Below are 18,711 nucleotides of genomic sequence, written 5' to 3' on the forward strand. Positions count from 1 at the left end.
CGAAAAATTGCGACATGCTAATAAAAAAGCCCGCATCATCAAAATGCAGGCTTTAGTAAAATAGGTAGGTTTAATTTAATGTCAATTCGATTACGGGGATCTCGAAATCAGGCTTTTTCTTTGGTAGTTTTAAGACCAGGTTATTTCCGTTTGATTTCTCTATATCAATCTGTAGTTCTGAATTATCGTGTAAAAACTGGGCATACTTTACTTTATCTTTATATCCCTCTAAGGTAAGGTAACCTGTATTCGGGTATTCGAAAAGGTGTACAAATAATTTTTTAGCATCTTTATTATAGGTGAGCTTTACGCCTTCTGCTGCTTTAAATTCTGCTGGTGCAAAAGTGCAATGGTAAATGGATTTCGAATTTGCATGCATCCATAAACTTAGACTATCTAACGCCGTAATAGCACGATTATCGAATTCGCCACGGGCGGTAGGACCAACATTTAACAATAAATTACCTCCATTGGCTACCGAAGTAATCAACAGATCCAATAATTTCCTGTTGCTTTTCCAGGTGTTTTCGTCGCGGTGATATCCCCATGAACCGGAGAAAGTTTGACAGGTTTCCCAAACTTTGCCACGGTACTTTTCTAATTCTTTCGGACTAACCTGTTCTGGTGTTTCGAAATCGGTTCCGTCTTCATAATCATTCAGGTCCAAACGGTTATCTACAATAATCTGTGGTTGCAGTTTTCTGATCTGCTTAAGCAATGCTACGGAGCCCCAATCGTCGCGCCCTTTACCATGCTTGCCAGGATAGGAAAAATCGGCCCAAAGAATGTCGATTTTCCCGTATTTGGTTAAAAGCTCTGTTACCTGGTTGTAGAGGTATTTACGGTATTTGGCCATATCTCTGTTTTTATTTAACGCAGCATAAGCTTCGTCGCTTTCAGGCTGTGGCCTTAAGGGGTGGTATTGATCTACGGGAAAATCAGGATGGTGCCAATCAATCAGTGAATAATAAAAGCCGACTTTGATACCCTCAGCCCGGAAAGCCTCCACAAATTCTTTAACAAGATCTCTTTTCGCCTGCGTATTGGTGGCTTTATAATCGGTATATTTACTGTCAAATAAATTAAAGCCTTCGTGGTGCTTGGTGGTTAATACCGCATATTTCATTCCTGCAGCTTTGGCTTCCTTTGCCCACTTTTTAGGGTCGAAAAGATCAGGGTTAAACTGGTCGAAGTATTTCTGGTAAGTTTCGTTGGTAATGCGTTCGTAATTTCTTACCCATTCGTGGCGGGCAGGTAAAGCATAAAGCCCCCAGTGTATAAACATCCCAAAGCGGGCATCTGTCCACCATTCCATTCTTTTGGTTTTTTGAGCAGCAGTTTCGTTACCCAACCGCTTCTGGGCGAAGCCTGGTAAGGTTAAGCTGAGTATCAGCAAAGCCGATAAAATTGTTTTTTTCATTGTGTGGTTTTTTGGTTAGGATTAAACAACTAATTTACTGCGCTATGGGGTTCGAAAATGTTGGCATATGAGCAAAATATTAAGGGAAATTGGTTTAGAATCCTGTTGAGGATTTAATGTTCCAAAAACTTTGCTGATGAAATCTTTGTTTATCCGGTAATGTTAATTTGATTAAAGAAGTAATGAAAACTCAAAAAACACCCGCCAAACAGAATAAGCAACCAGGTATAGAAGCTAAAATGGATCCCCAACCTGAAGTGATTAAAGCAGGTTATAAAGGAGCAGGTAAGCTAGGCGACAAAGTAGCACTGATTACCGGCGGCGATAGTGGAATTGGACGTTCGGTAGCTGTTCATTTTGCACGGGAAGGTGCCGATGTTGCAATTGTGTATCTGGATGAAGATATTGACGCGAAGGAAACCCAGAAAATGGTTGAAGCGGAAGGTAAAAACTGCATATTAATTAAGGGCGACGTTAAAAAGCCTGCGTTTTGTAAAAGAGCGGTGGAAACAACAGTTAAAAAACTTGGAAAGATTAATATTCTGGTAAACAATGCTGGGATGCAGGTTCCACAAAAGGATCCTAAGAAAATTGATGATCAACAACTGGAAGATACTTTCCGTACCAATATCTTTGGTTATTTCTATTTCGCACACGAGGTGCTGGAATACTTTAAGGCAGGCGATACCATTATCAATACCACGTCGGTAACAGCTTACCGTTCGTCGCCAAATCTCATCGATTATTCCTCCACCAAGGGAGCCATTACATCTTTTACACGATCATTGGCCACTAATTTAGCTAAAACCGGAATCCGTGTAAATGCGGTAGCGCCAGGCCCGGTATGGACACCCCTAATTGTTTCTACCTTTGATGAAAAAAAGATCAAATCTTTTGGGGCGGAAACCGCAATGGAAAGGGCAGGGCAACCTTCAGAACTTGGCCCGGCTTATGTGTTTTTGGCCTCAGATGATGCCTCTTTTATCACAGGACAGGTCATACATGTTAATGGCGGAGAAGTTGTAAATGGATAATTTCTGTTAACTTTAAGCTTAATTAACAGTTTATATGGCATCAGAACCTTCAAAAGATTGGCGTTTCAAACTGCACGAAGTGATCTACGAATCGAATACGCCTGCAGGTAAAGCTTTTGACGTAGGTTTATTGATTGCTATTTTTTCGAGCATTATTGTCGTAATGCTGGATAGCGTGTTGAGCATTCATCAGCAATATGGCAAATTATTCAATATTACCGAATGGGTTTTTGCTTCGCTTTTTACCATCGAATATATTTTAAGGTTGGTGAGCATCAGAAAGCCGATCAGGTATGTGTTTAGTCCCTTGGGAATTATCGACCTGATTGCGCTCTTACCATCTTACTTAAGCATCTTTTTTATTGGCGCACAATCGTTATTGGTATTCAGGGCCTTGAGGTTGCTCAGGGTTTTCAGGATTTTTAAACTGGGCCATTTTTTAACGGAGATTAACTTTTTAACCCAGGCATTAAAAAACAGCGTACGGAAAATAAGCATTTTTCTGTTAACCGTTTTAACCATAACTGTAATTCTCGGATCGATTATGTATCTGGTAGAAAAACGGGAAAATGGATTTTCTAATATTCCGGAAAGCATTTATTGGGCCATCGTTACCATCACCACCGTTGGTTACGGAGATATATCACCCATCACCCCATTGGGTAAGTTTGTGGCTTCTGTTGTGATGTTAATTGGTTATGCCATTATTGCGGTGCCAACGGGCATAATTACACACGATATTGCTGTTGCCGCGCGGCAGAAAAAAGAATTACCCGAATCGTGTCCAAGCTGCAGCAGGGAAGGGCATGACAGTGATGCATTGTTTTGTAAATACTGCGGATCGTCGTTATTTAAATAAAAATGCCAGACCGTTAAGATCTGGCATTTTTCGTTTGATTAAAAGATGATTAAAGCATTTCGCCATCTTCCTTTTCATAGGCATTTGGATCTTTATCCAGTTCTGCCAAATCAGATTCATAATCCTCTTCAGTTTCACTTCCTTCCAATTCTTCATCGTCCTCTTCATCTTCAGGACCTTCGATTTCTTCGTTTAGCTGAGTGCCTTCGCCATCGGCAAAGGGAATTTCATCTTCAGTATATTCTTCATCTTCAGTTGGTTTCGGAGTGGCATGTCCTTCAGGGGCATTGCCTTCCGATCGGTTAATCTGAAACTGTTCGATATTCTGAATTTCTTCTTCTGGTTGGTTGTTTTCTTGATTTTCCATGGTATATTCTTTTATTATAGAACAGGATCAAATTGGATTAAGTTTAGTGAAAATTTAAAATCTTAAACCCCTGGCGTTGTATAGTTATTAAATAATGAGGCGATTATTCAAACTTTTTAAGTGTTAACTGGGTTTTATTAATGCGTCTTACTTTAATTAATAACCATGAAAAACCATTTCAATACCAGGAAAATAGCAGTAGTGGGAATGATCATTTCGGCTACTTCATTTAATGCAGTTGCAAAAGCGGATTGGCCCTATGCAACATTACTTAATGTTATTCATCAACAGGACAGTTTAACAACTGCGCAATTTTTACAGCAGGCAGCAATTGCAGGAATGAAAGAGGTTTTAACAGGTAAACTTGCCGCAGATAAAGCTTCTGATAAAAAGGTGAAAGCCTTCGGCCAAATGATGGTTACGGAGCATATTAAGGCCAACGAAGAATTAAAGACATTGGCAAAACTTAAAAAAGTAGAGCTGCCCATGAGTACTCCCGAAGGTGGGCAACGACCAGATGGCAGGGTTGATTCGGCACCTGAAAATTTAAAAGATACTTCACGTACTAAAAATGCAGGAGGTGAGGCTGGCAATACCGGGCAGGCCAAAAAAAACAATAACGGTGCTACTGAGGCTGAAGTGACCAATGCGACCGAAAAACTGAATAGCTTAAGCGGGACTTCATTTGATAAAGCCTATGTTGAGATGATGGTTACTGATCATCAAAATGCGGTTGCGCTGTTTGAAAAAGCTGCACAATCTACTGATGGAGCAATTAAAGCATACGCCAATAAATATCTTCCAATATTAAAAAGACACTTAAAACAGGTAAACGCATTGAATAAATAAACTATGATAGGATGATGCGCTTATAATCTTCTAAATCGATTTATATTGGTTTTGTAAGTTTAAATAATTAATATATTTGTTTAAACCTAACCGAATATATGTCGCCAATAAACCATCATTCAGTTGCAGAATTATTCTTCCGTTTGCAACAGAAAATTCAGCGTTTAAGTGCTGAAATCTGTATTAAGCGCTATCCACTTAGTTCGTTTATATCGATCAATAAAATCTTATTATGCCTTACAGCGTCTGGCATTTTTTCTATGGCTTATAGTCAGCCTGTGGAAGCACGCCATCAGGCTGATATCGTGATCTATGGCGGAACATCAGCAGGTGTAATTGCTGCCGTACAGGCTACTAAAATGGGTAAAAGTGTTGTTGTAATTTCTCCGGATCTACATCTAGGTGGTTTATCTGCCTCAGGTTTAGGCTTTACTGATACGGGTGATAAATCCGTAATTGGGGGTTTAGCCAGAACTTTTTACCAAAGGGTTTATCAACACTATCAAAAGGCCAGTGCCTGGAACTGGCAGAAAAAAGAGGAATATGGAAATACAGGCCAGGGCACACCTGCTATTGATGGAAAAGACCGCACCATGTGGATTTTCGAACCCCATGTTGCGGAACAAATAATGGAAGATTTTGTTAAGGAAAACAAATTAATTGTTTACCGTAACGAATGGTTAGACCGGAAAGCAGGAGTGGAGATGAAGGGTGGTAAAATCATCAGTATTAAAACTTTATCGGGTAAGATATTCAAGGCAAAAATGTTTATTGATGCCACTTATGAAGGAGATTTGATGGCTGCTGCAAAAGTAAGTTATCATGTAGGGAGAGAAGCTAATGCTACTTATCAAGAACATTGGAATGGCGTACAGACCATGGTTTTTCAGCATTCGCATTATTTTAAAAATAATATTGATCCTTACAAAACTCCGGGGGATAAAAGCAGCGGTTTATTAACAGGGATTTCTCCGGGTCAACCCGGACCAAACGGAACGGCAGACCGTAAACTCCAGGCCTATTGCTACCGGATGTGCCTTAGCAATCAGCCTGAAAACAGAATTGAATTTCCAAAACCCGACCGATACAATCCAATGGATTACGAATTGCTTTTAAGGGTATTCGATAAGGGGTGGAACGAACTTTTTAGTAAATACGATCCTATTCCTAACCATAAAACAGATACCAATAACCACGGGCCATTTAGCACTGATTTTATAGGGATGAACTATGATTATCCGGAAGCCACCTACACAAAGCGAAAGGAAATCATTAAGGCTCATGAAAACTACCAAAAAGGATTGATGTATTTTATGGCCAATGATCCACGGATGCCGAAAAATATTCAACAGCAGTTAAAAAAATGGGGGTTAGCAAAAGATGAATTTAAGGACAATGGAAACTGGCCATATCAGATTTATGTACGTGAATCCAGAAGAATGTTAGGCGATTTCGTCATGACAGAAAATGAAGTGCTCGGCAAAAAAGAAGTGCCAAATCCGATCGGAATGGGGTCTTACGCCTTGGATTCCCACAATGTTCAACGCTATGTTACACCAGAAGGTTTTGTTCAGAATGAAGGCGATATTGGTGTTAAAGCACCAAAACCGTATAGTATTTCCTATAAGGCCATCATACCAAAGAAAAGCGAATGTAAAAATTTATTGGTACCGGTGTGCCTGTCATCATCACATATCGCCTATGGATCTGTACGGATGGAACCTGTGTTTATGATCTTAGGCGAATCGGCTGCAACGGCCGCGTCTTTAGCGATCGATCATAAAACCGATATTCAGGAGGTGAACTACAATCAATTAAAAAATCTGTTGCTAAATCAAAAACAGTATTTAACTTTAGCTGACTAAAACGATTTATTAAATTCACTAAACACACAAACATAATATTCACCACAAAACCTGATCAAATATGAAAAAACACTTATCATTAGTTATTTTACTCTTGCTAATCACCTTAAAACTCTTTAGCTCACCGATAGAGTTGCTATCGCCCGATAAACGGATTAAAGTATCGGTAAATATTAAAGATAAAATCGGCTATGCAGTGGCTTTTAACGGTGATCCTTTTTTAAATAGTTCGTATCTACAGTTAAATTTAGATCAGGCAAAGCTTGGTGCAAACGCAAAACTGTTAAAGAAAACATTTTCTTCTGTTAATAGCAGCTCGAATCCGATAGTTCCGCTTAAAAACAGTACCGTAGTAAATCAGTATAATGTATTGCGAATGGATTTTAAAGGCGATTTCAGTGTAGAATTTAGGGCTTACAACGATGGGATTGCTTATCGTTTTATCACCAATAAAAAAGACTCGATTACAGTAAACAGTGAAGATGTGCATATCAACTTTAATGATGCAGTTAAAGCTGATTATTTAGAAACCGGTGGCTTTAAAACTTCCTATGAAATTCTTTACCGCCAAAGTGAACTTGGAAAGGTAAATAAGGATAAGATGAGTGTGCTGCCAATTTTATTTGATACCGGTAAGTATAAAGCGTTATTATCAGAAGCTGATCTTTACGATTATCCCTGTTTATTTGTTAAAGCGGTAGACGGTAAAACCGTTGATGCAGTTTTTCCTAAAGTACCTTTGGCTTTTGGAGAAGATGGCGATAGAAGCAAGAAAATACTGAAGGAAGGAGATTATATTGCCAAAACAACCGGAAAAAGAAGCTTTCCTTGGCGGTTTTTAGTCATTACGGATAAAGATACGCAGTTGGCCGCTAACCAAATGGTTTATAAATTGAGTACGCCCAATCAATTACAGGATACCAAATGGATAAAACCAGGTCAGGTAACCTGGGAGTGGTGGCACAATGCCTATGTTTATGGGGTTGATTTTAAATCAGGTTATAACCAGGATACCTATAAATATTACATTGATTTTGCTTCAAAATTTGGTATTCCTTATATTATTATGGACGAAGGATGGGCAAAAACCACGCTTAACCCTTTTGAACCAAACCCAACCATTAACCTGCAGGAACTGATTGCTTATGGCAAACAAAAAAATGTAAGGATTGTACTTTGGTTTACCTGGCTGGCGGTAGAAAATAACTTTAATATATTTGAAACTTTAGAGAAATGGGGTATTGCGGGGGTGAAAATCGATTTTATGGACAGAAGCGATCAGTGGATGGTGAATTATTATACCCGCGTGGCCAAAGAAGCGGCTAAACACCATATCCTCGTCGATTTTCATGGTGCATTTAAACCAGCCGGATTGGAAGTTGCCTATCCGAATGTGCTTTCGTACGAAGGCGTTATTGGGATGGAACAAAATATTGGCGGTGGCCTGGCTACCCCAAACAATAATTTATTCCTTCCGTTTTTACGTAACGCAGTAGGGCCTATGGATTATACCCCGGGTGCCATGCGTTCGGCTCATAAACAAGATTATAAACCAAGCTGGGTAAATACCATGAGTATCGGTACGAGGGCACACCAGCTGGCCATGTATATTGTTTTTGAAAGCGGTCTGCAAATGCTGGCCGATAATCCATTCAATTATTTAAGAGAACCTGAGACTACATCTTTTATCACCAGCGTTCCGGTAACCTGGGATGAAACTAAAATTCTGGATGCTAGTGTTGGTGAATATATTGTTACAGCGAAACGCAAAGGTGATAAATGGTTTATCGGTGCCATGGGTAACGATCAGAAGCACGATTTACAAATTAAAACCGGTTTTCTGAAAGCAAATGCAAATTATCAGATCACGCTGATCAAAGATGGTATAAATGCCGATTTTCAGGCGATGGATTTTAAACGGATTGTAAAACCAATTAAAGCCGGAGAAACAATCGATATCAATATGGTTAAGGATGGTGGTTTTGTTGCTGTAATCGAACCAGTTAAATAGAGGGAGGGACACCATTCTAGAAATCATTAATAATAGAGGATACTTAAAAAAGGGAGCATCACTACCAGATCAACTCCCTTTTTGTTGCAAAGAATAGCTACTATATCAGAGGATAGCGCTATCCTTTGGTATAGTAATAGCTTTTTGATACTTCGTATCCATAATTTTGCCAGGCACAAAAAGGCAAAAAAAAATGAAAATATTACATCTTATATCAAGCCCAAGGGGCGCAGCATCTTTCAGTATTAAATTGGGAAATGCCATAGTAGAAAAATTGCAGGCTGCAAATCCTGGCAGCACTTTAACTACGCATAATTTAGTCGACTCTCCATTTCCACATTTGGAAGAGGTACACATCAATTCTTTTTTTACACCGCTTGAAAACCATACTCCAGAATTTGCTGAGGCGATAAAACATTCTAACGAAGCAATCGCCCAGCTTAAAGATGCAGATGCCATCGTTATAGGTGCACCAATGTACAACTTCGGGATCCATTCTTCCTTAAAAGCCTGGATCGATCACATTGCCCGCGCAGGTCAAACTTTCAGTTACTCTGAAAAGGGTCCTGAAGGTTTGGTGAAAAACAAAAAAGTATACTTGGCAATCTCTTCAGGAGGCGTATATTCGGAAGGGCCAATGAAGCCTTACGATTTTACAGAATCTTATTTAAGATCTGTACTGGGCTTCCTGGGTATGACAGATGTTACCGTTTATAGAGCAGAAGGTTTAAACATGCCAGACCTTAAAGATGTGGCATTGGATAAAGCTATTGAAAGTATTACATTTTAGATAATTCGTTAGTCATTAGTCCGCTTGTCATTGGTTTAGATTGACTGAAGACTGTGGACTAATGACTTTAAACTAAAACTAAGCCGCTAAATACTTTTCTACCCTGTTGGCAAAGTCATTTAGATCGAAAGGTTTATTGATGAAATCTTCGGCATCACATTTGGCCTTAACTGCATTCAAATGATTATTTGCCGACATCATCATCACCGGGATATCGTGTGTTTTGATGTTTCGCTTTAAGCTATTGCAGATATCCAGACCATTCCCATCGGGTAACATAATATCCAGGATCACCATATCTGGCCGGTGTTTACTCATCTCAAGCCAAAAATCGTTGGTGTTGGGGCAGGTTTTTACCTCGTATTGTTCTTCAATTAATAGAAATTCGATGATTTCCCTAATATTTGGATTGTCTTCAACTACATAGATGCACTTTTTCATAAGCTCTACTTTTAGTATCTATATAACCTCCCTTGTTATCAGATGTTTATGATAGTTATGCACAATGAATGAGTTATTAACCATCTTCCAAGGTGATGTCATGCTTTTGTACCATTTTAACTTTACTAAAAAAAATATACCAATAATTTTTATTACTAATATTTTTAGTATAAATTTGTTTAGAAGTCGAACAATATGTTAAATGATACAATAACATACCCTGACATATTGATTTGATGATTTAATGTGAAAGACTTTTGCTTCTTGCTTACTAATATATTTTTTATGACCGTTACCGTTTTACCTATATTCGAAACCGATTTCAGACCGGATGCTTCATTGGGCAAAATTATGAATGAACGATTGAGGATTGCTGCAGCAGATCTGCAGGATATTCATCTGCAACATTTAAATGCTATTGGGCAACGCAAGGATGATCTGGTGGTGTATATGAGCTATAATCCAAAATATACCATCAGGTGGCGGATAGTAAACGATGTACCAGAAGAGATAGAAAGTTTCGTGGCCCGTATTTGTGGAAATTTGGGTTACATCCAATGGAAAACAGCTTCTATTAATGTTTTTAAGGGGAATGAGTAATCCCATTATATAGTTCCGTCATCTGATTCTATAGCTATCGGATTTATTAAAGATGACCATAACTACCATTTGCGCATCATTTTGATTATACCTTGTCAAACAGGTAGAAAAAGATACCGAATAACTTCAGCATAACGATCTCAAGGGTACCGCATACAAAAGCAAAAAAAAACGAGTCACCAATGGCAACTCGTTTTTTTGTGTAAATATGGCAATGGAGTATTAAACTAAAAATCCTCCGCCCAATAAATCATTCCCTTCGTAAAATACAGCCGATTGGCCAGGTGCAATTGCCGATACATTATGATCGAAAACCACCCTCATTTTATCTTTTTCCTGAACAATAGTACTTAACATACCCGCATCTTTGTAGCGGATTTTGGTAATCACATCATTCATTGGTTCTTCAATGCTAGCATATTTAACCAGGTTCACATTGCGCACCATGGCTTCTCTGCGTTCCAGTTCATCAGCTTTGCCTAACACTACGGTATTGCTTTCCGGCAGAATTTGGGTCACAAACATAGGCTCTCCAAAGGCAACACCCAAACCTTTACGCTGGCCGATGGTATAAAAAGGATAACCTTTATGTTGTCCAACGATCATTCCATTGCTTAAAATGAAATTTCCACCGGCTACTCTGTCTTCTAAATCTTCTACCTTATGTTTTAAGAATGCCCTGTAATCGTTATCCGGCACGAAACAAATTTCGTAACTCTCCGATTTTTTTGCCAGTTCTTCCTGTCCCATATCTAAAGCCATTTGTCTGATATCAGATTTGGCAAAACTGCCCAAGGGAAATTTAGTACGCGAAAGGTTTTCTTGCGAAACACCCCAAAGCACATAAGATTGATCCTTATTTTCGTCTTTTCCTTTCGAAATTACATAACGGCCGCTATCTTGCTGACGGATATTGGCATAATGCCCCGTTGCGATAAATTCGCAATCCAGTTTATTGGCACGTTTTAATAAAGCTTCCCATTTTATATGGGTATTGCATAAAACACAGGGGTTTGGTGTTCTTCCGGCCAAATACTCATCAACGAAATTGTCGATCACATAATCGCCAAATTCATCACGTATGTCTAAAATATAGTGTGGAAAACCATAGTTTACGGCAAGGGTACGGGCATCGTTAATGCTATCTAACGAGCAACAACCAGTTTCCTTGCTGCTACCACCCGAGCTGGCATAGTCCCAGGTCTTCATGGTTAAGCCAATCACCTCATAACCCTGCTCATGCAACATTACAGCCGCTACCGAACTATCAACCCCGCCACTCATGGCAACCAGAATTCTACCGTGTTTACTCATCTTAAAAATATTGGATGCAAAAATAAGGTTTATTTAGCTGAAATTATTTAAAGCAAGTCAGTTACTTGTAAAAAGCGGTTACTTAATTGCCTGGATTTATCACTTAGGTGCGCTAAGATGGCTTGGGTGGTCAATAGTTTTGAAAATGAATGGTTCGGTGTTAATGGCAGTAGGCAGTCCTGCTATTCCTTCAAGTCCTCACTCGTACCTCGCTCCGGGCTTTCCGTTCTATCAGGTTTATTTAACGAGGCCTGTGGTTCTAACCTTAAATTAATGCGATTATAAAATTGCCAGGTTATTATCCGTGAGTTTGGAACGGGTGCAAACAAATTAAATAACTTAAGGTGGTAGATGCGCGTTAAGGATTGTAAGGGTTTAGTGCCGGTTTTTACCGGTACCGGAGCGAAGCGCAGCCCTGAAAAGCCTGACCCTTGCGCAGCTTGGGTAACGCCCATATCAGTAAGCAATTTCTACTTGTCAGTTTATAAGCTTTCGGAACCCTGGTTATTAGAATTTAAAATAATAGCAAAAAAGATGTAAATTGTATCTTCAACAATCCACAATGTATTTTTTGTTTTACTTAAACGTTTTAGTATTTCGTTTTATGCATATTTGGAGATAAATTAATACCTTAGAATTTTCAAAAAAACAAGCTAATTTTTAAAAGATATGATTAAAAAAGTTATCCTGCCTTGTCTTTTGCTTTCAGCCATGATGGCATCGGCACAGCAGAATCTGGTGCAGTACGTAAAACCCATCATCGGTACATCTAAAATGGGGCATACATATCCAGGCGCTACAGTTCCATTTGGTTCCGTACAGTTAAGTCCCGAGACTGATACTTTATCTTATGAAGTAAATGGAAAATACAATGGCGATGTATATAAATACTGTGCTGGTTATAAGTATGAGGATAAAACCATTACCGGTTTTAGTCACACCCATTTCAGCGGCACAGGCCATTCCGATCTGGGCGATTTCCTGATTATGCCTACCCAAGGTAAACTACAGTTAAACCCGGGTACAGCTTCAAATCCAAAAGGCGGTTACCGATCAGCATTTTCGCATGCCAATGAGGTTGCAGAAGCAGGTTACTACAAAGTAAAACTTGATGATGATAATATCACTGCAGAATTGACCTCCACCACTAGGGTAGGGATGCACCAATATACTTTCCCTAAATCAGATCAATCGCACATAATCCTCGATTTGATGGCAGGTATTTACAATTACGAAGAAAAAACTGTTTGGACTTATGTTCGAGTGGTAAACGATACCTTGATTACAGGTTACCGTCAAACAAACGGGTGGGCCAGAACCAGAACGGTTTATTTTGCGATGAGTTTTTCCAAACCCTTTAAAAGCTACGGACGTAAAAGCTACGATGCCAAACAAGCTTACAGAGGTTTTTGGGGCAAGTTTAACCAGGAACAAAACTTCCCTGAAATTGCAGGTAAAAAGTTAAAAATGTTCTTTGATTTCGATACCCAGGAAGGAGAGAAGATCAAAATTAAATTTGCGCTATCGCCTGTTAGCCAGGAAAACGCATTACAAAATATGCGTGCAGAAATTTCAGGCTGGGATTTCGAAAAAGTGAAAGCGCAGGCACAGGCTACCTGGAATAAAGAATTGAATAAAATTCAGGTAACAACTTCTAACGATAACAAGGTAAATTTTTACACGGCTTTATATCACGCTTATATCAACCCTACAACTTATACAGATATTAATGGAGAGTATAAAGGTTTAGATCAGGGTGTGCACAAAGCGGATGGTTTTACCAACTATACCACCTTCTCACTTTGGGATACCTACCGTGCTTTACATCCATTCTTCAATATTACCCAACCGGGCCGTAGTAATGATATGGTAAAATCGATGCTGGCGCATTACGATCAGAGCAGTTTGCATATGTTGCCAATCTGGTCGCATTATGCCAATGATAACTGGTGCATGAGTGGTTACCACAGTGTTTCGGTAATTTCTGACGCCATTATTAAAGGCACATACAATGGTGATGCAAACAAAGCCTTAGATGCCTGCGTTGCAACGGCTAAACACCGCGATTATGAAGGAATTGGTTATTACATGGATAAGGGTTATATCCCGGCAGAGAAATCTGGAATTTCAGTTTCCAATAACTTAGAATATTCTTATGATGACTGGTCGATTGCTCAGTTGGCAAAGAAATTAAACCGCATGGATGTTTACGACGAATTTATCAAACGTTCTAACAACTGGAAAAACAACTACGATAGTGCTTCAGGCTTTATGCGCCCGAAACTGGCAGATGGGACTTTTAAAAAGGAGTTTGATCCAAAAGATACGGAAGGCCAAGGTTTTATTGAAGGAAACAGCTGGAACTATAGTTTTTTTGTGCCGCAGGATCCTGCTTCACTGATCGAAATGATGGGCGGTAAAAAGAAATTTGCTACCCGTTTGGATACATTGTTTACCATGCATTTGCCTGATGAGTTTTTTGCGCATACCGAGGACATTACCCGCGAAGGTATTATTGGTGGTTACGTGCATGGTAACGAGCCGGCGCACCATATTGCTTATTTGTACAACTGGACTGATCAGCCATGGAAAACACAAGCACAGATCCGTCATATCTTAAACATGCAGTATAAACCTACCGCTGATGGTTTGGGTGGAAATGATGATTGTGGACAGATGAGCGCCTGGTATATGTTTTCTTCATTAGGTTTTTATCCCGTAGCACCAGGTTCGGATGTGTATTCGTTGGGTAGTCCACTGGTTAACAATGCCATAATCAATTTAGAAAATGGTAAAACCTTCACGGTTGAAGCCATCAAACAAAGTGATAAGAACGTTTATGTAGAGAAAGTTTTATTGAACGGCAAAGAAATCACCGATCATAAAATTAAACACTCCGATATTACCAACGGTGGAAAGCTTACTTTTTACATGAGCGCAAAACCTAAAAAATAATTCTTCTCATCCCTGTACCAATTAAACCGTTAACTAATTAGTTAACGGTTTTTTTATTTTAAATGAAACTATGTTAATGCCTGTGGAATTTAAGATCTTTTAACATCTATAATTTAACCGATTAATCATTTTTATTTATTTTAATAACATGACAAAAATAACGCTCACATTCGCATTTCTTTTATTACTAAGCATTCCTGTTTTTAGCCAATCTTCAAGCTCTCGTGTTCCAATTACAGAAGTTTTTTCTTCCAACGGAAAATTTTCAGTTAAATCATATTCATACGATAATGAATTTCCAACAACCAGGGGAAGATCCATAGTATACAATGGCGATAAAGTGATGTATGAAATCAACCGTTCATTTGATGTATATACTTTTGAACCGTATTTCTTAACCATTTCGAATGATGGCTCCACTATAGCTTATCTGGCAAATGCGACTTATCGTGATGATAGTTTTAAGAATGTTATTATCTATAAGGATGGGAAAAGGGCCGAAACTTATACTACAAAGGAATTTTCGAGCTGTAATTCTGATGCTGAGAAATGCAATCTGTTTTACGATAATTCGAGTACGGTAATCGATTATCAAAAAAGTAAGCCAGAACTTGTCGTATTTAAAGAAGGTACAACCGATGAAGAAAAGTTTTTAAACGAGCAGTATGTGCTTAATTATAATGATGTTATTTACTGTGTAGATACAAAGAAGATGGTAACGTTATACGATCTTAAAAAGCTTGAAATTATTTCAAAAGTTCCTTTCGCATCTGTTTATGAGACGCTCAAAAGACTAAAACGCGAAATACCAAAAACCGATTTTTTCGAATATGCCCATAAATACATTCCAGATTTTGTGATAAAGAAAACCCAAAAAAAACTTGCGGTTGAGATGGAAAATAAGACCGGATTAAAGTATGTGGATATAAACACGAGTGACTTTTTAAATTATAAAATATATCGGATCGTTTTAGCGGGCTACCTTACAAAAAACGGCAATTTTGAAATTGACACTTTAAGCTGCGACAAAGAAATTGATGAAAATAAGATTAGGGAAATCATGACAAGCAATACTTTCGATGCCAGTTTTTTGTCTGAAAAAACAGAAAAACAATATTTCAAATACTTTTTTGGCGGTTTCAGGAATTCTGTTAATGCTCTGGCTAAACAAGAACTTTTGGCAGAGAAAGAAGAGCAAAAGAAGGAGCGTGCCAGGCGGCTAACATTAGATTCTATTAATCATGTTTATATTCCCGTTAATCTTAACGATTGTTTTCTGCAGTTGAATAAAACTTTAAAACCAATTGATAGGGAGATGATTAAAAACTTTAAAGAAAGAAGCGATTTATGGAGCTTACATCATGGATTGGGTATGTGGATCAGGAATAACTGGGGATTATGGGGCGGTTCCAGGTTACAAAGTTATTTTGCACAAAGGGGTTTTTCTGAACCAGATGGAGTATCCAGCATCATTTTAAATGAATATTACGACTGGCTGAGGGGACATCAGGAAGCCGGAACCAATTTTGAATTAAAGTATCCCATAAAAAACTAACGAATAAATAAATGATGCATTGTGAATATGGCTTAAAGTAATATCTCTGTAGATAATCTGTTTTTGATGAAAACCGAAAATTAAAATAAAATTTTGATTTCTAAACTATCTATCGTAATATTGCGATGTAAAATTATGGGACTTACCAAAACAGAAATCTTCACTGAAGAGCAGAACAAGATGGCGGCATTGTTAAAAGCAATGGCGCATCCTGCACGAATAGCCATTCTTCAGCGCATTCTTAAATCAAATACCTGTATCTGCGGCGATTTGGTTGAAGAACTGGGGTTAGCCCAGGCTACCATTTCCCAGCATCTAAAAGAACTTAAAAATGCCGGCATTATACAGGGCACTATCGAAGGGGTAAGCATCTGTTATTGCATCGAACCTAATACATGGAAATTATTTCAAAATCAATTGGGCAGTTTCTTTGCCTCATATAAAGGCGGGCAAAGCTGCTGTTAAAATTTTTTATTTAAATCAATCGTTAAATTGCAATATTATGATTAATACATCCTCAATCGAATGGAACAGCTTTAAAGCTGAACTTCAACAACATCCAGGGTTGATATTACAGTTCCAATATGCTCCTGGCAAATGGGTAAATGCCAATTATCACATCACTGAAATTAAACAGGCACCGATTGTTTCGGTAGATTGTGGAGGCGTAATGAATGCCTGGACTGAAATTATTGTACAGTTATGGGAGCCTACAGAAGAAGAAACAGGTAGAGCAATGGAGGTGAAAAAAGCATTAGCCATTATCAACCTGGTAGAAAGTAAAATGCCATTAAATCCTAAGGGTATAGTAAAGATCGAATTTGGCAATTCTGCATTTGATACCCGACAGATGTTTCCGGGTGAATTTAATATTGATGGAGAAAACCTGGTTCTGAACCTAACGCCTGACGCTACCCAATGTAAAGCCATTAGCCGGGGCGGAAGTTGTGGTACCACCGAAACGGGAGAAGAATGTTGCGCTCCTGCCCAGCCGTTAAAACAAAAAGTCGAATTGATTAATCTGGCCGCTGATCAAAATAGCTGTATCCCGGGAAGCGGATGTTGTTAATGGTTCAAAATTTATAGGAAATGAAAAACGTATTGGTGCTTTGCACAGGGAATAGCTGCAGAAGTCAACTGGCAGAAGGATATTTAAAATATTTCGCACAAGATAGCGCTAAAATCTATAGCGCAGGGATCGAAGTGCACGGTGTAAATCCTAAAGCGGTGCAAGTAATGGCCGAAGATGGAATCGATATTTCTGATCAGACTTCGAACAATATTGATGAATATTTTAACATACCTTTCGATTATGTGATTACGGTTTGCGATCATGCAAAAGAAAGTTGTCCGTATTTTCCTACGCAGGCCATAAAATTGCATCATAACTTTCCTGATCCGGCAAAAGCGGTGGGTAGTGAGGCAGAAATCATGTTACAATTCAGAAGGACGAGAGATCTAGTGAAGGCCTACATGGAAGATTTTGTAAACAAAAATTTAAGAGAATAAATACGTCAGTAAATGTTTGGTACTCCGGCGGTAGTTCAAAGGAAACAACTCAGTTTTTTAGACCGTTATTTAACGCCTTGGATTTTACAGACCTCAAAGAAAAAACGTCATCTCGACTGAAACGCAGTGAAATGTAGAGATCTACCACGATAGATTTCTCAACTTCACTGCACTCCGCCCGAAACGACGATTGAGTTAGATATTACGCGCCAAGCTCTTCGAAATTGGTGGCGGTTGCCAGATATTTCCAATTGGCCATATCTCTTTGTACATCTGCAATTTTTGCATCAGCAACCTGGTAAGCATCAGGGCCTAAGAACAAATGAAGTGGTGGATTTTCGCTTTTTGAAGCTTCTATAATCACTTCAACCGCTTTGGCCGGATCGCCAGGCTGTTGATTATTGATGTCGTTTTGGTGAGCGGCCTGCGAATCGCGCACCTCTTTGTAAGCATCTATCGGAGAAGCCGGCACTGCTAAAGATCCTTCAGTAAGAAATGCAGTTCTGAAATAACCAGGTTCTACAACCGTGGCTTTTATGCCAAGTGATTTTACTTCAGCGGCCAAAGATTCGGTAAATCCAACTACCGCAAATTTTGTAGCGCAATAAATTCCGAAACCAGGGAAGTTCCCTGAAAAACCACCGATGGAGGAAATATTGAAAATATGACCCGATTGTTGTTTTCTCAGCTGAGGGAGCACCTTCCGGATGACATTTAACGATCCGAAAACATTTACATCGAAATTCTGACGCGATTCCGTATCGCTTAATTCTTCCAGGGCACCAAGCATGCCATAGCCTGCATTGTTTACCACCACATCTACCTGACCGAATTTGCTGATCGTTTGACTAACTGCTGCTTCAACACTGCTCTCGTCGATCAGGTCAACTGCTAAGGGTAAGAAGTTTTCGTGCTCACCAACAGCTTTTGCTAAATCGTTTAGATTTCTTGAGGTTGCGGCAACGTTAATGCCATTGCTTAATAATGTTTTTACTAGGGTTAATCCCAGACCTTTAGACGCGCCTGTTACAAACCAAACTTTTTGATTTTCCATGATATTGTTTTTTAATAAATGAAATGATTGATGGACAGGCAGTCGCGAAGTATTTCGTGACTGCCGCCGTTTTTGATTGCTAATGCTA

The 18,711-nt window shown here is 38.9% G+C and carries 17 protein-coding genes; 12 read left to right on the forward strand and 5 right to left on the reverse strand.

Features of this window, described 5'->3' with window-relative positions:
• Positions 1-70 precede the first annotated feature (70 nt).
• Entirely contained in the window at positions 71-1,420 is a 1,350-nt protein-coding gene (locus AC04Q1_RS01735) for an alpha-L-fucosidase (RefSeq protein ID WP_478361224.1), read from the reverse strand.
• Positions 1,421-1,602: 182 nt separating this feature from the next.
• On the opposite strand from AC04Q1_RS01735, the gene AC04Q1_RS01740 reads away from it, so the two are divergent.
• Together AC04Q1_RS01740 and AC04Q1_RS01745 are read left to right on the forward strand one after the other, a co-directional pair.
• Positions 1,603-2,454 (forward strand): SDR family oxidoreductase, encoded by an 852-nt coding sequence (locus tag AC04Q1_RS01740; RefSeq protein ID WP_478361226.1) that lies wholly within the window; start codon positions 1,603-1,605, stop codon positions 2,452-2,454.
• Between the two features lie 34 nt (positions 2,455-2,488).
• Positions 2,489-3,313 carry an ion transporter gene (locus tag AC04Q1_RS01745; protein WP_478361228.1) on the forward strand — a complete coding sequence of 275 codons (825 nt, stop codon included), beginning with the start codon at positions 2,489-2,491 and terminating at the stop codon, positions 3,311-3,313.
• A gap of 49 nt (positions 3,314-3,362) precedes the next feature.
• Here the strand turns inward: AC04Q1_RS01745 and AC04Q1_RS01750 are convergent, their stop codons facing one another.
• On the reverse strand, positions 3,363-3,680 hold the full coding sequence (locus tag AC04Q1_RS01750) for a hypothetical protein (RefSeq protein ID WP_478361230.1): 318 nt from the start codon (positions 3,678-3,680) through the stop codon (positions 3,363-3,365).
• Positions 3,681-3,845: 165 nt separating this feature from the next.
• Between AC04Q1_RS01750 and AC04Q1_RS01755 the strand changes: the two genes are divergently transcribed.
• From AC04Q1_RS01755 to AC04Q1_RS01770, 4 genes are all read left to right on the forward strand, one after another.
• Complete coding sequence (locus tag AC04Q1_RS01755) at positions 3,846-4,529, forward strand: DUF4142 domain-containing protein (RefSeq protein WP_478361232.1); 684 nt, start codon at positions 3,846-3,848, stop codon at positions 4,527-4,529.
• Positions 4,530-4,627: 98 nt separating this feature from the next.
• Positions 4,628-6,394 carry an FAD-dependent oxidoreductase gene (locus tag AC04Q1_RS01760; RefSeq protein ID WP_478361234.1) on the forward strand — a complete coding sequence of 589 codons (1,767 nt, stop codon included), beginning with the start codon at positions 4,628-4,630 and terminating at the stop codon, positions 6,392-6,394.
• A gap of 61 nt (positions 6,395-6,455) precedes the next feature.
• On the forward strand, positions 6,456-8,405 hold the full coding sequence (locus AC04Q1_RS01765; protein ID WP_478361235.1) for a glycoside hydrolase family 97 protein: 1,950 nt from the start codon (positions 6,456-6,458) through the stop codon (positions 8,403-8,405).
• Positions 8,406-8,598: 193 nt separating this feature from the next.
• Positions 8,599-9,195, forward strand: coding sequence for an FMN-dependent NADH-azoreductase (locus tag AC04Q1_RS01770; protein ID WP_478361237.1), 597 nt, complete (start codon positions 8,599-8,601; stop codon positions 9,193-9,195).
• Positions 9,196-9,273: 78 nt separating this feature from the next.
• On the opposite strand, the gene AC04Q1_RS01775 is transcribed toward AC04Q1_RS01770, so the two are convergent.
• Positions 9,274-9,636: a response regulator transcription factor gene (locus AC04Q1_RS01775; RefSeq protein ID WP_478361238.1), complete on the reverse strand. Its 363-nt coding sequence runs from the start codon at positions 9,634-9,636 to the stop codon at positions 9,274-9,276.
• A gap of 285 nt (positions 9,637-9,921) precedes the next feature.
• Here AC04Q1_RS01775 and AC04Q1_RS01780 point away from each other — a divergent pair, with 285 nt between their 5' ends.
• Complete coding sequence (locus tag AC04Q1_RS01780) at positions 9,922-10,236, forward strand: hypothetical protein (RefSeq protein ID WP_478361240.1); 315 nt, start codon at positions 9,922-9,924, stop codon at positions 10,234-10,236.
• A gap of 222 nt (positions 10,237-10,458) precedes the next feature.
• On the opposite strand, the gene mnmA is transcribed toward AC04Q1_RS01780, so the two are convergent.
• On the reverse strand, positions 10,459-11,550 hold the full coding sequence (gene mnmA / locus AC04Q1_RS01785) for a tRNA 2-thiouridine(34) synthase MnmA (RefSeq protein WP_478361242.1): 1,092 nt from the start codon (positions 11,548-11,550) through the stop codon (positions 10,459-10,461).
• Between the two features lie 669 nt (positions 11,551-12,219).
• Here mnmA and AC04Q1_RS01790 point away from each other — a divergent pair.
• The 5 genes from AC04Q1_RS01790 (at position 12,220) to AC04Q1_RS01810 (ending at position 17,569) form a co-directional block, all read left to right on the forward strand.
• Positions 12,220-14,505, forward strand: coding sequence for a GH92 family glycosyl hydrolase (locus AC04Q1_RS01790; protein WP_478361243.1), 2,286 nt, complete (start codon positions 12,220-12,222; stop codon positions 14,503-14,505).
• A gap of 148 nt (positions 14,506-14,653) precedes the next feature.
• Positions 14,654-16,060, forward strand: a complete 1,407-nt coding sequence (locus AC04Q1_RS01795; RefSeq protein ID WP_478361245.1) for a DUF6794 domain-containing protein — start codon at positions 14,654-14,656, stop codon at positions 16,058-16,060.
• A 135-nt stretch (positions 16,061-16,195) separates the two neighbouring features.
• Positions 16,196-16,525 (forward strand): ArsR/SmtB family transcription factor, encoded by a 330-nt coding sequence (locus AC04Q1_RS01800; protein ID WP_478361247.1) that lies wholly within the window; start codon positions 16,196-16,198, stop codon positions 16,523-16,525.
• A 37-nt stretch (positions 16,526-16,562) separates the two neighbouring features.
• Positions 16,563-17,129, forward strand: coding sequence for a DUF6428 family protein (locus tag AC04Q1_RS01805; RefSeq protein WP_478361249.1), 567 nt, complete (start codon positions 16,563-16,565; stop codon positions 17,127-17,129).
• 20 nt (positions 17,130-17,149) lie between these two features.
• Positions 17,150-17,569, forward strand: a complete 420-nt coding sequence (locus AC04Q1_RS01810; RefSeq protein WP_478361250.1) for an arsenate reductase ArsC — start codon at positions 17,150-17,152, stop codon at positions 17,567-17,569.
• Between the two features lie 202 nt (positions 17,570-17,771).
• Here the strand turns inward: AC04Q1_RS01810 and AC04Q1_RS01815 are convergent, their stop codons facing one another.
• The gene (locus AC04Q1_RS01815) at positions 17,772-18,623 is read right to left on the reverse strand and encodes an SDR family NAD(P)-dependent oxidoreductase (RefSeq protein WP_478361252.1); all 852 of its coding nucleotides are present in this window, start codon (positions 18,621-18,623) and stop codon (positions 17,772-17,774) included.
• Between the last annotated feature and the right edge of the window lie 88 nt (positions 18,624-18,711).

The sequence above is a fragment of the Pedobacter humicola genome (assembly GCF_056490705.1).

Excerpts from the sequence above, each read along its gene's own strand:
- AC04Q1_RS01765 (WP_478361235.1), top strand. The coding sequence starts at position 6,456 with ATGAAAAAACACTTATCATTAGTTATTTTACTCTTGCTAATCACCTTA.
- AC04Q1_RS01790 (WP_478361243.1), top strand. The coding sequence starts at position 12,220 with ATGATTAAAAAAGTTATCCTGCCTTGTCTTTTGCTTTCAGCCATGATG.
- AC04Q1_RS01780 (WP_478361240.1), top strand. The coding sequence starts at position 9,922 with ATGACCGTTACCGTTTTACCTATATTCGAAACCGATTTCAGACCGGAT.
- AC04Q1_RS01740 (WP_478361226.1), top strand. The coding sequence starts at position 1,603 with ATGAAAACTCAAAAAACACCCGCCAAACAGAATAAGCAACCAGGTATA.
- AC04Q1_RS01735 (WP_478361224.1), bottom strand. The coding sequence starts at position 1,420 with ATGAAAAAAACAATTTTATCGGCTTTGCTGATACTCAGCTTAACCTTA.
- AC04Q1_RS01755 (WP_478361232.1), top strand. The coding sequence starts at position 3,846 with ATGAAAAACCATTTCAATACCAGGAAAATAGCAGTAGTGGGAATGATC.
- mnmA (WP_478361242.1), bottom strand. The coding sequence starts at position 11,550 with ATGAGTAAACACGGTAGAATTCTGGTTGCCATGAGTGGCGGGGTTGAT.
- AC04Q1_RS01750 (WP_478361230.1), bottom strand. The coding sequence starts at position 3,680 with ATGGAAAATCAAGAAAACAACCAACCAGAAGAAGAAATTCAGAATATC.
- AC04Q1_RS01745 (WP_478361228.1), top strand. The coding sequence starts at position 2,489 with ATGGCATCAGAACCTTCAAAAGATTGGCGTTTCAAACTGCACGAAGTG.
- AC04Q1_RS01810 (WP_478361250.1), top strand. The coding sequence starts at position 17,150 with ATGAAAAACGTATTGGTGCTTTGCACAGGGAATAGCTGCAGAAGTCAA.
- AC04Q1_RS01775 (WP_478361238.1), bottom strand. The coding sequence starts at position 9,636 with ATGAAAAAGTGCATCTATGTAGTTGAAGACAATCCAAATATTAGGGAA.
- AC04Q1_RS01795 (WP_478361245.1), top strand. The coding sequence starts at position 14,654 with ATGACAAAAATAACGCTCACATTCGCATTTCTTTTATTACTAAGCATT.
- AC04Q1_RS01815 (WP_478361252.1), bottom strand. The coding sequence starts at position 18,623 with ATGGAAAATCAAAAAGTTTGGTTTGTAACAGGCGCGTCTAAAGGTCTG.
- AC04Q1_RS01760 (WP_478361234.1), top strand. The coding sequence starts at position 4,628 with ATGTCGCCAATAAACCATCATTCAGTTGCAGAATTATTCTTCCGTTTG.
- AC04Q1_RS01805 (WP_478361249.1), top strand. The coding sequence starts at position 16,563 with ATGATTAATACATCCTCAATCGAATGGAACAGCTTTAAAGCTGAACTT.
- AC04Q1_RS01770 (WP_478361237.1), top strand. The coding sequence starts at position 8,599 with ATGAAAATATTACATCTTATATCAAGCCCAAGGGGCGCAGCATCTTTC.
- AC04Q1_RS01800 (WP_478361247.1), top strand. The coding sequence starts at position 16,196 with ATGGGACTTACCAAAACAGAAATCTTCACTGAAGAGCAGAACAAGATG.